This window comes from Paracoccus marcusii (assembly GCF_006151785.1).
GTDB classification, from domain to species: Bacteria; Pseudomonadota; Alphaproteobacteria; order Rhodobacterales; family Rhodobacteraceae; genus Paracoccus; species Paracoccus marcusii.
Map to the genome: position 1 here is coordinate 1 of NZ_VDDD01000110.1, position 11,089 is coordinate 11,089.

Here is an 11,089-nt window from a genome sequence, read left to right on the forward strand (position 1 = left end):
CCCTCGGCCCCGGCGGATGGCGGGGCGGGGCAGCCGGCCTCGACCGCGGCCGAGCAGACCGATTTCGACGCGGCCCGCGCCGCGATGGACGCCGGCGATCACGCCCGCGCGGCGCAGATGTTCGCCGATGTCGCGGAAACCCATGCCGGCGGTCCCCTGACCGCCGAGGCGCTGTTCCTGCGCGGTCAGGCGCTGGATCTGGCCGGCCAGCCGCGCGATGCTGCAGCCGCTTGGCTGGAGGGGTTCGCCGCCGATCCGGACGGCGCACGGGCGGGCGAGAGCCTGCTGGGCATCGCTCGTGTGATCGAGGCGCAGGGTGACGCGACCGCCGCCTGCCTGTACCTGGCAGAGATTCCCGCGCGCTTTCCCGGCAGCCCGCAGGCCGTCGAGGCCGAGGGCCACGTGACCCGCCTTGGCTGCGGCGTCAGCGACCTGGGCGTTCTGGACCCGCTGCTCGATCCGTCGATGGACCCCGAAGCGGCGGCCGATCTGGCCGAATATCCGTGATCCGCGACCCCGGCGCCCGCATCAGGTCCGTCCTGGACCGGCTGGCGGGGGACCTGCCGGCGCTTGGACTGGCGGTGTCGGGGGGCGGTGATTCCATAGCCCTGATGCATGTGGCCGCCGAATGGGCGCAGGGGCGGCGCGTCATGGTCGCCACCGTCGATCACGGCCTGCGCGAGGGCAGCGCGGCCGAGGCCGAGGAGGTCGCCCGCGCCGCGCGTGCCCTGGGCCTGTCGCATGCGGTGCTGCTGTGGCGGCGCGACACGCAGGTCGGCAACCTGATGGCGCAGGCCCGCGATGCGCGGCTGCGGCTGCTGTCGGGCTGGGCGCGGCGCAACGACCTGCCGGCGGTGGCGCTTGGCCACACGGCCGACGATCTGGCCGAGACCCTGCTGATGCGCCTGGCGCGCGGGTCCGGCGTGGATGGGCTGTCGGCGATGGCGGAATGGCGCGACGCGTTCGACATGCGCTGGCTGCGGCCGATGCTGGGCACCGGGCGGGCGGAGCTGCGCGACTGGCTGACGGCGCGAGACATCACTTGGATCGACGATCCGACGAACGACAATGCCGACTATGACCGCATCCGGGCACGTCAGGCCATCGCGGCCCTGGGGCTGGAGGTGTCGGGCCTAGCCCGATCCGCCGCCCATATTGCCGAAGCGCGCGACGCGCTGGCCGATTACGCGGCCCTGCTGAGCGCCGATGCCAAGGTCGATCGCGGCAGCCTGATCCTGTCGCGCGGCCCCCTGCGCGACGCGCCGCCAGAGATCCGGCGCCGCATTCTGGTCGCCGCATGCCGGTGGGTAACGGGCGCCGACTATCCGCCGCGCCGCGCGACGCTGGTCCACGCGCTGGAGGCGATGCTGGCGCAGGGGCGGGTGACGCTGGACGGGGCGATGATCTCTCCGACGGGCGGGGGGCTGCGGGTCACGCGTGAGGCCGCGGCCGCGCTGCGCACCGGCCCAACGCCCGACCAGGTCTGGGACCGTCGGTGGCGGGTGCGCGGTCTTGCCCCCGGCCAGACGATCGCGGCCTTGGGGACCGAGCCGCTGGCCCGCCTGCCGTGGCGCGATTCGGGCCTGCTGCGTGACGAGGCTGCGGCCAGCCCCGGCATCTGGCAGGACGGACGGCTGATCGCCGCGCCGCTGCTGCGCGACCATCCCGGAATCACCCTGATTCCGGTCCGGGGCGCGGCAGATTTCCGCAGGTTGGTGAAGGCGCATTGAACCTGTCGCGATAATCCCTATTTTCAAGTCAAACCGCATTCCGTCGGAGGACCCGTATTGGGCAATGCTCGCAACTTCGCCTTCTGGGTGGTTCTGTTCCTGATGATCCTCGCGCTGTTCAATCTGTTCAGCGACGGGTCGGGCACCATGAACAGCCGCCAGATCAGCTATTCCGACTTCATCGAACGGGTGCAGAACGACCAGGTCAGCGCCGTCACGATCGACGGAGAGGACGTGGCCATCACCGGTACCAACGGCGAACAGTACGCGACCGTGCGCCCGATGGGCGAGGATATCAGCGACCGGCTGATCCAGCAGGGCGTGGACGTGCGCGTGGTCAAGCAGCAAAGCAGCGGCTTCATGTCGATGCTGGGCGTCTGGCTGCCGTTCATTCTGCTGATCGGGGTGTGGATCTTCTTCATGAATCGCATGCAAGGCGGCGGCAAGGGCGGCGCGATGGGCTTTGGCAAGTCCAAGGCCAAGCTGCTGACCGAAAAGCACGGTCGCGTGACCTTTGACGACGTCGCGGGCATCGACGAAGCCAAGGAGGAGCTTGAGGAGATCGTCGAGTTCCTGCGCAACCCGCAGAAGTTCAGCCGCCTTGGCGGCAAGATCCCCAAGGGCGCGCTGCTGGTGGGCCCTCCGGGCACTGGTAAGACGCTGCTGGCGCGGGCCATCGCGGGCGAGGCGGGCGTGCCGTTCTTCACCATCTCGGGGTCGGACTTCGTCGAGATGTTCGTGGGCGTCGGTGCCAGCCGCGTGCGCGACATGTTCGAGCAGGCCAAGAAATCGGCCCCCTGCATCCTGTTCATCGACGAGATCGACGCCGTGGGTCGCGCCCGTGGCGTGGGCATCGGCGGTGGCAACGATGAGCGCGAACAGACACTGAACCAGCTGCTGGTCGAGATGGACGGCTTCGAGGCGAACGAAGGCATCATCATCATCGCTGCAACCAACCGCAAGGACGTCCTAGACCCCGCACTGCTGCGTCCGGGCCGGTTCGACCGCACGATCCACGTGCCGAACCCCGACATCAAGGGCCGCGAGCGGATCCTGTCGGTCCATGCTCGCAAGGTTCCGGTCGGACCGGATGTCGACCTGCGCCTGATCGCGCGCGGTACGCCCGGCTTTTCGGGCGCGGACCTGATGAACCTGGTGAACGAGGCTGCCTTGGGCGCCGCGCGCATCGGGCGTCGCTTTGTCAGCATGGCCGATTTCGAGAACGCCAAGGACAAGGTGATGCTGGGCGTCGAGCGTCGCAGCCTGGTCCTGACGCCCGAGCAGAAGGAAAAGACCGCTTATCACGAAGCCGGCCACGCCGTCGTCGGCCTGTCGCTGCCGAAATGCGATCCGGTCTACAAGGCCACGATCATCCCGCGCGGCGGCGCCTTGGGCATGGTCGTCAGCCTGCCCGAGATGGACCGCCTGAACTTCCACAAGGACGAGGCCAAGCAGAAGATCGCCATGACCATGGCCGGCAAGGCCGCCGAGATCATCAAGTACGGCGAGGAGGGCGTCTCGAACGGCCCTGCTGGCGATATCCAGCAGGCCAGCGCGTTGGCCCGCGCGATGGTGATGCGGTGGGGCATGTCCGACAAGGTCGGCGCAGTCGACTATGCCGAGGCGCATGAGGGCTATAACGGCAGCACCGGCGGCTTCTCGGTGTCGGCCTCGACCAAGGAACTGATCGAGCAGGAGGTTCGCGACCTGATCGAGGAGGGCTATCAGGAAGCCCGCCGCATCCTGCTGGAGAAGGAGGTCGAGTTCGAGCGCATGGCCAAGGGCCTGCTGGAATACGAGACCCTGACCGGAGAGGAGATCGCCCGCATCCTGCGCGGTGATGCGATTGGCGGGGATGACGACGACACCCCGGCCAGCGTGATCCCCTCGGTCACGGCCATCCCGCGAACAAAGCCCGCGCCGGGTGGCGACCCCGCCCCTGCCTGAGACGACAAAACCCCGGTCCGATGGACCGGGGTTTCTTCTTGGATCACACCAGGGTCGGCGTGATGGTCAGCGTGCCGGCCGTGGCATGCGAATAGGGACAGACCTTGTGACCGCCCTCGATCAGGTCCTGCGCCACGGCGGGGTCCAGGCCGGGCAGGGACACGGCGATCTGGACGTCCAGCCCGAAGCCCGGATCGCTGCGGGGGCCGATGCCGACGCTGACATTGACCGCCGCATCATCCGGCACCTTGACCTTTTGCGACGCAGCGTAATGGCGCATCGCGCCCATGAAGCAGGCGGCGTAGCCGAGCGCGAACAGCTTTTCCGGGTTCAGCCCGTCGCCGCCGGGACCGCCCAATTCCTTCGGAACGACCAGGTCGATGGCCGAAGTGCCGTCATTTAAGGCGGTTTTGCCGTCACGGCCGCCCCCGGTGGCCGTCGCGGCGGTCCGATAGAGGATCTTTTCCGGCATGGCATTTCCTTTCTTCGATAATAGATAGCGCACTATATAAATTAACCCTTCGAAATTGCAACAGTTGCGGACTGCCCTTTGTGCAATTACACCATGTTCATGAGCGATGATCCCGCCTTGTCCAGCCTGTCGCCTTTCGAACAGATGCTGTGCTTTGACGTTTATGCCGTCAATCTTGCCTTTGGGCGGATCTACAAGCCGTTGCTGGACCCGCTTGGGCTGACCTATCCGCAGTTTCTGGTGATGATGGCGTTGTGGGCCAACGATCATCAGTCCGTCGGCGGCATCGGCGACAGCCTTGGGCTGGACAGCAGCACCCTGACCCCGCTGATCAAGCGGCTGGAGGCGGCGAACCTGGTCACCCGACAGCGTGATTCGCGCGACGAACGCCGGGTGATCGTGTCGCTGTCCCCGCAGGGCGCCGACCTGCAAAGTCAGTCCGAACGCGTCATCGCCTGCGTGACCGGCAATACCGGCCTGGATGACCGGACCGCCCAGGCACTGCGCGAACAGCTGCGCCGCCTGCGACATCAGCTGCAGCAGAGCCCGCAGGGCTAGGCTGGGCCTTGCGATTTTGCGCGCGACGGTGCATGGGACGGACAACATGACCCGGACCTGTGACATTCCCGACATGCCCGCGCTGCGGGCCCAGATCGACCAGCTGGACGAACAGCTGATGGCGTTGCTGGCGCGACGCCATGCGCTGATCGACCGCGCCGCGCAGATCAAGGCAGGCAACGGCATGCCCGCGCGCATCGACGCCCGCGTCGAGGAGGTCGTGGCGAATGTCCGCCGCCACGCCGAGGGTCACGGTCTGGACCCCCAGCTGTACGACCGCCTGTGGCGGCAGCTGATCGAGGCCGCCATCGCCCAGGAAGAACGCCAGCTGAACAAGGACCGCCCATGACCGCCCAGACCCTTGACGGCAAGGCCTTTGCCGCCCGCCTGCGCGCCCGGATCGCCACGCAGGTCGCCGATCTTGCAGGGCAGGGCATCGTGCCCGGCCTGGCCGTCGTCCTGGTGGGCGAGGATCCGGCCAGCCAGGTTTATGTCCGGTCCAAGGGGCGCATGACGCGAGAGGTCGGCATGACCTCGTTCGAACACCGGCTGCCGGCATCGACGGATCAGGACACGCTGATGGCGCTGATCGCCAAGCTGAACGCCGATCCGGCCGTGAACGGCATCCTGGTCCAGCTGCCCCTGCCCAAGGGCATGGACGAGGCGGCGGTCATCAACGCCATCCTGCCCGAAAAGGACGTGGACGGGTTCCACATCCTGAACGTCGGGCGCCTGGCCACCGGGCAGAAGGCGATGGTGCCCTGCACGCCGCTTGGCTGCCTGATGCTGCTGCGCGACCATCTGGGGTCGCTGGCCGGCCGAAATGCGGTGGTCATCGGGCGCAGCAATATCGTGGGCAAGCCCATGGCGCAGCTGCTGCTGCGCGACAGCGCGACCGTGACGGTGGCGCATTCGCGCACGACCGATCTGGCCGCGCTGTGCCGTCAGGCCGACATCCTGGTGGCCGCCGTCGGGCGGCCGCATTTCGTGCAGGGCGACTGGATCAAGCCGGGCGCCACCGTCATCGACGTGGGCATCAACCGGACCGATGACGGACTGGTGGGCGATGTCGACTTTGCCGCGGCAGTGCAGGTGGCCGGTGCGATCACCCCGGTTCCCGGGGGCGTGGGGCCGATGACCATCGCCTGCCTGCTGGCCAACACGCTGACCGCGACCGCGCGCAGCCACGGCCTGCCCGACCCCGAGGGGCTGACCCCCTAGGCGGCCATCCGCGCCGACAGCCGAAGCGCATGGGCCGGCTGTGTCGCGGCCACCGGCAGCACCGGGTCATAGGCGGCGCGGATCAGCGCCGCCAGCGCGGCGGATGGCGTCACCTCGGTAGAAAAGGTCAGCGCGGATTGCATCGTGATGCGTTCCGCAAGGGCCGCTGGATGCGCGTCGGCCAGCGCGCCCCCCATCCTGACGAAGGTCAGGCAGGCGCGGATGCCGCCAGCCTCGTCAAAGCGGAACAGCCGGTACTGGTCGGCGCCCTGGCCCGCCAGACGGTCGGGCAGGCCGGGAAGACCCGTCAGCCGGTCCAGATCGGGCACCCCGGCCAATTCGGACCAATCCCGCACGAAGAACAGCATCAGGTTCGCGCCGGTTTCGGGGTCGGTGTCGACCACCGGGTGGCGCGCATGCGCAAAGCCCGCACGGATCGCGCCGCGAAAGATGTCCAGGCTGTCATCAGCCAGGCCGAACACCACGGGCGCCACCGGGCGGCCCCACCGCGCGCACAGGAAGCTGCCGTCGGGGCGGGTGAACAGGGTCTCTATCGCGGCGGGGTCCATGGCGTCTTTCCTGGGCATGAGAACGGGGGGCGAATGCCCCCCGGTCGGTGGTCGGTGCGGGTCGGTCAGACCAGCGTGGCCTGGGTCGCGGCGCGGATCTCGTCCTCGGTGATGCCGTCGGCCAGCTGGACGATGCGCAGCCCGCCGGGCACCACGTCCAGGACACCCATGTTGGTGATGATCCGGTCGACCACGGCCTTGCCGGTCAGCGGCAGGGTGCAGGATTTCAGCACCTTGGACTCGCCCGCCTTGTTGGTGTGGTCCATGACCACGATCACGCGGCCCACGCCCGCGACCAGGTCCATCGCGCCGCCCATGCCCTTGACCAGCTTGCCGGGGATCATCCAGTTGGCCAGATCGCCCTCCTCCGAGACCTCCATCGCGCCCAGGATCGCCGCGGCGATCTTGCCGCCGCGGATCATGCCAAAGCTGGTGGCGCTGTCGAAATAGCTGGTGCGGGACAGTTCGGTGATGGTCTGCTTGCCGGCGTTGATCAGGTCGGGATCCTCGTCGCCCTCGAACGGAAAGGGGCCCATGCCCAGCATGCCGTTCTCGGACTGGAGCGTGATGTCCTTGTCGCCGACATAGTTCGCGACCAGGGTCGGGATGCCGATCCCCAGATTGACGTACCAGCCGTCTTCCAGCTCCTCGGCCGCGCGGGCGGCCATCTGGTTGCGGTCCCAGCCTTTTGCTGCCTCGGTCATCACACGGCCTCCTTCTTGCGGGTGGTGCGCTGTTCGATGCGCTTTTCGTGCGACCCCTGGATGATCCGGTGGACATAGATGCCGGGCAGGTGGATCAGGTCGGGGTCCAGGCTGCCGCGCGGGACGATCTCCTCGACCTCGGCGACGCAGATGCGGCCGCACATCGCGGCGGGCGGGTTGATGTTGCGCGCGGTCTTGCGGAACACCAGGTTGCCGGTGTCGTCGGCCTTCCAGGCCTTGACGATGGACAGGTCGGCCACGATCCCGCGTTCCAGGATGTAGTCCTGGCCGTCGAAATTCTTGACCTCCTTGCCCTCGGCGATGACGGTGCCGACGCCGGTCTTGGTATAGAAGCCCGGGATGCCGGCGCCGCCCGCACGCATGCGTTCGGCCAGGGTGCCCTGCGGGTTGAACTCCAGGTCAAGCTCTCCGGACAGGTACTGGCGCATGAACTCGGCGTTCTCGCCGACATAGCTGCTGATCATCTTCCTGATCTGACGCGTGTCCAGCAGCTTGCCAAGGCCGAACCCGTCCACGCCGCAATTGTTGCTGGCGATGGTCAGATCCTTGACCTTGGATTCGACCAGGGCGTCGATCAGCAGCTCGGGGATGCCGCACAGGCCGAACCCCCCTGCCGCGATGAACATCCCGTCATGCAAAAGCCCGTCCAGAGCCTCGCCCGCAGTGGCATAGACCTTTTTCATCGGTCCTCCCGTCCTTGATCCCTTTATCGGCCCAAGTTGTTGCGTGCGCTGGCGCAAGTGTCAATCGCGGGGGCGGCGTGTTAGCGCCGCCACCCGGTCCTACTCGGCCTCGGGCTTGGCCGCGGCCTTTTTCGCGGCAGGCTTCTTGGCCGCGGGCTTCTTTGCCGCCGGTTTCTTGGCGGCAGGCTTCTTGGCGGCTGCCTTGGGCGCAGCCTTCTTGGCGGCCGGTTTCTTGGCCTTGGACGGCGATTTCGCAGCCTTGGCCGCGATCAGCTCCAGCGCCTGTTCGACGGTCAGATCCTCGGGGGTGACGTCGCGGGGCAGGGTCGCGTTGACCTTGGCCCATTTGACATAGGGGCCGTACTTGCCGCCCAGGATCTGGATCGGACCACCGTCCGGATGCTCTCCCAGCTCGCGCAGCGGTGCGGCCGCTGCGGCGCGGCCGCGGGTCTGCTTGGCGGCCAACACCTCGACCGCGCGGTTCATGCCGATGGTGAAGACCTCGTCGACATCGGCGATGTTGGCGTATTTCGACCCGTGCTTCACATAGGGGCCAAAGCGGCCGATCCCGGCCTCGATCAGCACCCCGTCCTCGGGGTGGGGACCGACGGGGCGGGGCAGGGCCAGCAGCTGCACGGCCTGGTCCAGGTCCAGGGTCGCGACCTCCCATCCCTTCGGGATCGACGCGCGGGGGGGCTTGGGGGCCTCCTCGGTCGCCTCGCCGCGCTGGACATAGGGACCGAAACGCCCGGTCTTGAGGCTGATCTGATCGCCCGCATCCTCTCCCAGCACGCGGTCGCCGATGGGCGCCTCTCCGTCCGGGGCGGACAGGGGGCGGGTATAGCGGCATTCCGGATAGTTGGTGCAGCCGATGAAGGCCCCACCCGACCGCGCGGTCTTGAGGTTCAGGCGGCCCTGACCGCACAGCGGGCATTCGCGCGGATCACCCCCATCCGCCCGGGGCGGATAGAGATGCGGCGCCAGCGCGTCGTCGATCGCCTCCAGCACCTCGGTGATGCGCAGCTCGGACGTGCCCTCCAGCGCTTTGGAGAAGTCCTTCCAGAAGCGGCTCAGAACCTCGCGCCACAGGCGGTCGCCGGCGCTGATCTCGTCCAGCTCGTTCTCCAGGTCGGCGGTGAAGTCATAGCTGACGTAACGCGGGAAATACTTCAGCAGGAAGATCGTGACCAACCGGCCCTTGTCCTCGGCGATCAGGCGGTTCTTGTCCTTGCGGACATATTCGCGGTCCTGGATCGTGGTGACGATGCTGGCATAGGTCGATGGGCGTCCGATGCCCAGCTCCTCCATCCGCTTGACCAGCGTGGCCTCGGTATAGCGCGGCGGGGGCTGGGTGAAATGCTGGCGCGCTGCGGCCTGGGCCTTGTCGCTGACCAAGAGGCCCGGCCCGGCCTTCAGCCCCGCGGGGGCCGCGACCGCGTCGCCGCCCTTCTCGCGGGCCTTGGCCAGTTCGTCGTCGAAGGCGTGGGCGACCAGACGCGCGGCCTCGCCCTCCGTGATCGCAGGCAGGCGGGCGCTGTCCTCTCCATCGTCGTCGTCGCGACCCTGGTCATAGACGCGCAGGAAGCCGTCGAACAGCATCACCTGGCCGGTGGCGCGCAGGCCCACCTGGCCGTCGGGGCTCTCGATCTCGACGGTGGTCCGCTCCATCCGGGCGGCCTCCATCTGGCTGGCGATGGTGCGCTTCCAGATCAGGTCATAGAGCCTGCGCTGGTCATCCGCGGTGACCTTGAGGCGGTCGGGCGACAGCATCATGTCCGTGGGACGGATGCATTCATGCGCCTCCTGCGCGTTCTTGGCCTTGTTCTTGTACATGCGGGGCGATTTCGGCAGGTAGGTCTCGCCGAACTTGGCCTTGATCGCGTCGCGGGCGGCCATCACGGCCTCGGGGGCCATGTCGATGCCGTCGGTCCGCATGTAGGTGATCAGCCCGGCCTCGTAGAGGCGCTGCGCCGCCGACATGCAGGCCTTCGCGCCCATGCCCATCTTGCGGCTGGCCTCCTGCTGCAGGGTCGAGGTCATGAAGGGCGGCCAGGGGTTGCGGCTGGCGGGCTTGGCGGCGACCGACGCGACTTTCAGGTCGCGGCTTGCTACCGCGCTCAGCGCCATCGCGGCCTGATCGGCGGCGGCCAAGTCGAACCGGTCCAGCTTCTTGCCGGCCAGCGACACCAGCGTGGCGTCGTATTCGTCGCCGCCCGGGGTCGCCAGGCGGGCATGGACCGACCAGTATTCGCGTGCCTTGAAGGCCTCGATCTCCATCTCGCGGTCGACGATCAGGCGCAGGCAGACGGACTGGACGCGGCCCGCCGACTTTGCGCCCGGCAGCTTGCGCCACAGGACCGGCGACAGCTTGAACCCCACCAGATAATCCAGCGCGCGGCGCGCCAGATAGGCGTCGACCAGCGGCTGGTCGATCTGGCGCGGCTTGGCCATCGCCTCGGTCACGGCGGTCTTGGTGATGGCGTTGAAGGTCACACGGCTGACCGCGCTGCCCTTCTTCAGGGCCGGGGCCAGCGCCTCTAGCAGGTGCCAGCTGATCGCCTCGCCCTCGCGGTCGGGGTCGGTGGCCAGAATCAGCGTCTGGTCGTCCTTTAGCGCATCCTTGATCGCCTTGAGGTGCTTGCGGCTGTCGGCCGCGACCTCCCATTTCATGTCGAAATCATGGTCGGTGTCGACGCTGCCGTCCTTGGGCGGCAGGTCGCGGACATGGCCGAAGCTGGCCAGAACCCGATAGTCGGAACCCAGGTATTTCTCGATGGTCTTGGCCTTGGCCGGGGATTCGACGACGACGACGGGCATGATGACCTCGGACAACTGCAATGGGGCGGCAAGATGGGTGCCGGGCGGGGCAGTGTCAACGGGGGGTGACAGCACAAGACCGCAAGACGGGGGGTCAGGACAGCGCCAGACGCCCCCCGGCCAGCCGCGTGACGCGGCCCTGCAGTTCCAGCGACAGGATCACCGCGCTGGCCGTCGCCGCCGGCACGCCCAGATCGCGGATCAGGTCGTTCTCCTCGGTCGGAGAGGGGGACAGGCGCTGCAGAATGCGGCTTTCCAGCTGGATCGGACCGCCCTGGTCACGCGGCGGAGGCGGCAGGGGGTCGGGCGCGGTCATGGCGACGGGCGCGGGCAGGGGCCGGGTCTGCGCCAGCGCGTCGGCCACGTC

At 68.1% G+C, this 11,089-nt stretch carries 12 protein-coding genes; 6 read left to right on the forward strand and 6 right to left on the reverse strand.

Annotated elements, in window-relative coordinates:
- The 3 genes from FHD68_RS14620 to ftsH all read left to right on the forward strand — a co-directional run.
- A partial coding sequence (locus tag FHD68_RS14620; RefSeq protein WP_139086104.1) for a tetratricopeptide repeat protein occupies positions 1-507 on the forward strand: 507 nt, incomplete at its 5' end.
- Positions 504-1,730, forward strand: a complete 1,227-nt coding sequence (gene tilS, locus FHD68_RS14625; protein ID WP_052714845.1) for a tRNA lysidine(34) synthetase TilS — start codon at positions 504-506, stop codon at positions 1,728-1,730. The genes FHD68_RS14620 and tilS, both read left to right, overlap by 4 nt.
- A 57-nt stretch (positions 1,731-1,787) precedes the next feature.
- Positions 1,788-3,677 carry an ATP-dependent zinc metalloprotease FtsH gene (gene ftsH / locus FHD68_RS14630; protein ID WP_045982844.1) on the forward strand — a complete coding sequence of 630 codons (1,890 nt, stop codon included), beginning with the start codon at positions 1,788-1,790 and terminating at the stop codon, positions 3,675-3,677.
- Positions 3,678-3,720: 43 nt separating this feature from the next.
- Here the strand turns inward: ftsH and FHD68_RS14635 are convergent, their stop codons facing one another.
- Positions 3,721-4,149, reverse strand: coding sequence for an organic hydroperoxide resistance protein (locus FHD68_RS14635; protein ID WP_127899102.1), 429 nt, complete (start codon positions 4,147-4,149; stop codon positions 3,721-3,723).
- 99 nt (positions 4,150-4,248) lie between these two features.
- On the opposite strand from FHD68_RS14635, the gene FHD68_RS14640 reads away from it, so the two are divergent.
- The 3 genes from FHD68_RS14640 to folD are packed head-to-tail and all read left to right on the forward strand — an operon-like array spanning position 4,249 to position 5,928.
- Entirely contained in the window at positions 4,249-4,707 is a 459-nt protein-coding gene (locus tag FHD68_RS14640; RefSeq protein WP_164871452.1) for a MarR family winged helix-turn-helix transcriptional regulator, read from the forward strand.
- Between the two features lie 46 nt (positions 4,708-4,753).
- Positions 4,754-5,056 carry a chorismate mutase gene (locus tag FHD68_RS14645; protein WP_045982896.1) on the forward strand — a complete coding sequence of 101 codons (303 nt, stop codon included), beginning with the start codon at positions 4,754-4,756 and terminating at the stop codon, positions 5,054-5,056.
- Complete coding sequence (gene folD, locus FHD68_RS14650; protein ID WP_045982846.1) at positions 5,053-5,928, forward strand: bifunctional methylenetetrahydrofolate dehydrogenase/methenyltetrahydrofolate cyclohydrolase FolD; 876 nt, start codon at positions 5,053-5,055, stop codon at positions 5,926-5,928. Before FHD68_RS14645 ends, folD begins: the two co-directional genes overlap by 4 nt.
- Here the strand turns inward: folD and FHD68_RS14655 are convergent.
- From FHD68_RS14655 to FHD68_RS14675, 5 genes are all read right to left on the reverse strand, one after another.
- Entirely contained in the window at positions 5,925-6,497 is a 573-nt protein-coding gene (locus FHD68_RS14655; protein ID WP_127899101.1) for a hypothetical protein, read from the reverse strand. The two genes, folD and FHD68_RS14655, sit on opposite strands and share 4 nt — an antisense overlap.
- 65 nt (positions 6,498-6,562) lie before the next feature.
- On the reverse strand, positions 6,563-7,201 hold the full coding sequence (locus FHD68_RS14660) for a 3-oxoacid CoA-transferase subunit B (protein ID WP_046001381.1): 639 nt from the start codon (positions 7,199-7,201) through the stop codon (positions 6,563-6,565).
- On the reverse strand, positions 7,201-7,905 hold the full coding sequence (locus tag FHD68_RS14665) for a CoA transferase subunit A (protein WP_139086107.1): 705 nt from the start codon (positions 7,903-7,905) through the stop codon (positions 7,201-7,203). The genes FHD68_RS14660 and FHD68_RS14665 overlap by 1 nt, the downstream gene beginning before the upstream one ends.
- A gap of 99 nt (positions 7,906-8,004) precedes the next feature.
- Positions 8,005-10,722: a type I DNA topoisomerase gene (topA, locus tag FHD68_RS14670; RefSeq protein ID WP_127899099.1), complete on the reverse strand. Its 2,718-nt coding sequence runs from the start codon at positions 10,720-10,722 to the stop codon at positions 8,005-8,007.
- A gap of 94 nt (positions 10,723-10,816) precedes the next feature.
- On the reverse strand, positions 10,817-11,089 hold a 273-nt coding region (locus tag FHD68_RS14675; protein WP_482811969.1), incomplete at its 5' end, for a DprA-like winged helix domain-containing protein.

What these genes read in the sequence shown, in the direction of transcription:
- FHD68_RS14635 (WP_127899102.1), bottom strand. Translation starts at nt 4,149, where the DNA reads ATGCCGGAAAAGATCCTCTATCGGACCGCCGCGACGGCCACCGGGGGC.
- FHD68_RS14640 (WP_164871452.1), top strand. Translation starts at nt 4,249, where the DNA reads ATGAGCGATGATCCCGCCTTGTCCAGCCTGTCGCCTTTCGAACAGATG.
- FHD68_RS14645 (WP_045982896.1), top strand. Translation starts at nt 4,754, where the DNA reads ATGACCCGGACCTGTGACATTCCCGACATGCCCGCGCTGCGGGCCCAG.
- folD (WP_045982846.1), top strand. Translation starts at nt 5,053, where the DNA reads ATGACCGCCCAGACCCTTGACGGCAAGGCCTTTGCCGCCCGCCTGCGC.
- FHD68_RS14655 (WP_127899101.1), bottom strand. Translation starts at nt 6,497, where the DNA reads ATGGACCCCGCCGCGATAGAGACCCTGTTCACCCGCCCCGACGGCAGC.
- FHD68_RS14660 (WP_046001381.1), bottom strand. Translation starts at nt 7,201, where the DNA reads ATGACCGAGGCAGCAAAAGGCTGGGACCGCAACCAGATGGCCGCCCGC.
- FHD68_RS14665 (WP_139086107.1), bottom strand. Translation starts at nt 7,905, where the DNA reads ATGAAAAAGGTCTATGCCACTGCGGGCGAGGCTCTGGACGGGCTTTTG.
- topA (WP_127899099.1), bottom strand. Translation starts at nt 10,722, where the DNA reads ATGCCCGTCGTCGTCGTCGAATCCCCGGCCAAGGCCAAGACCATCGAG.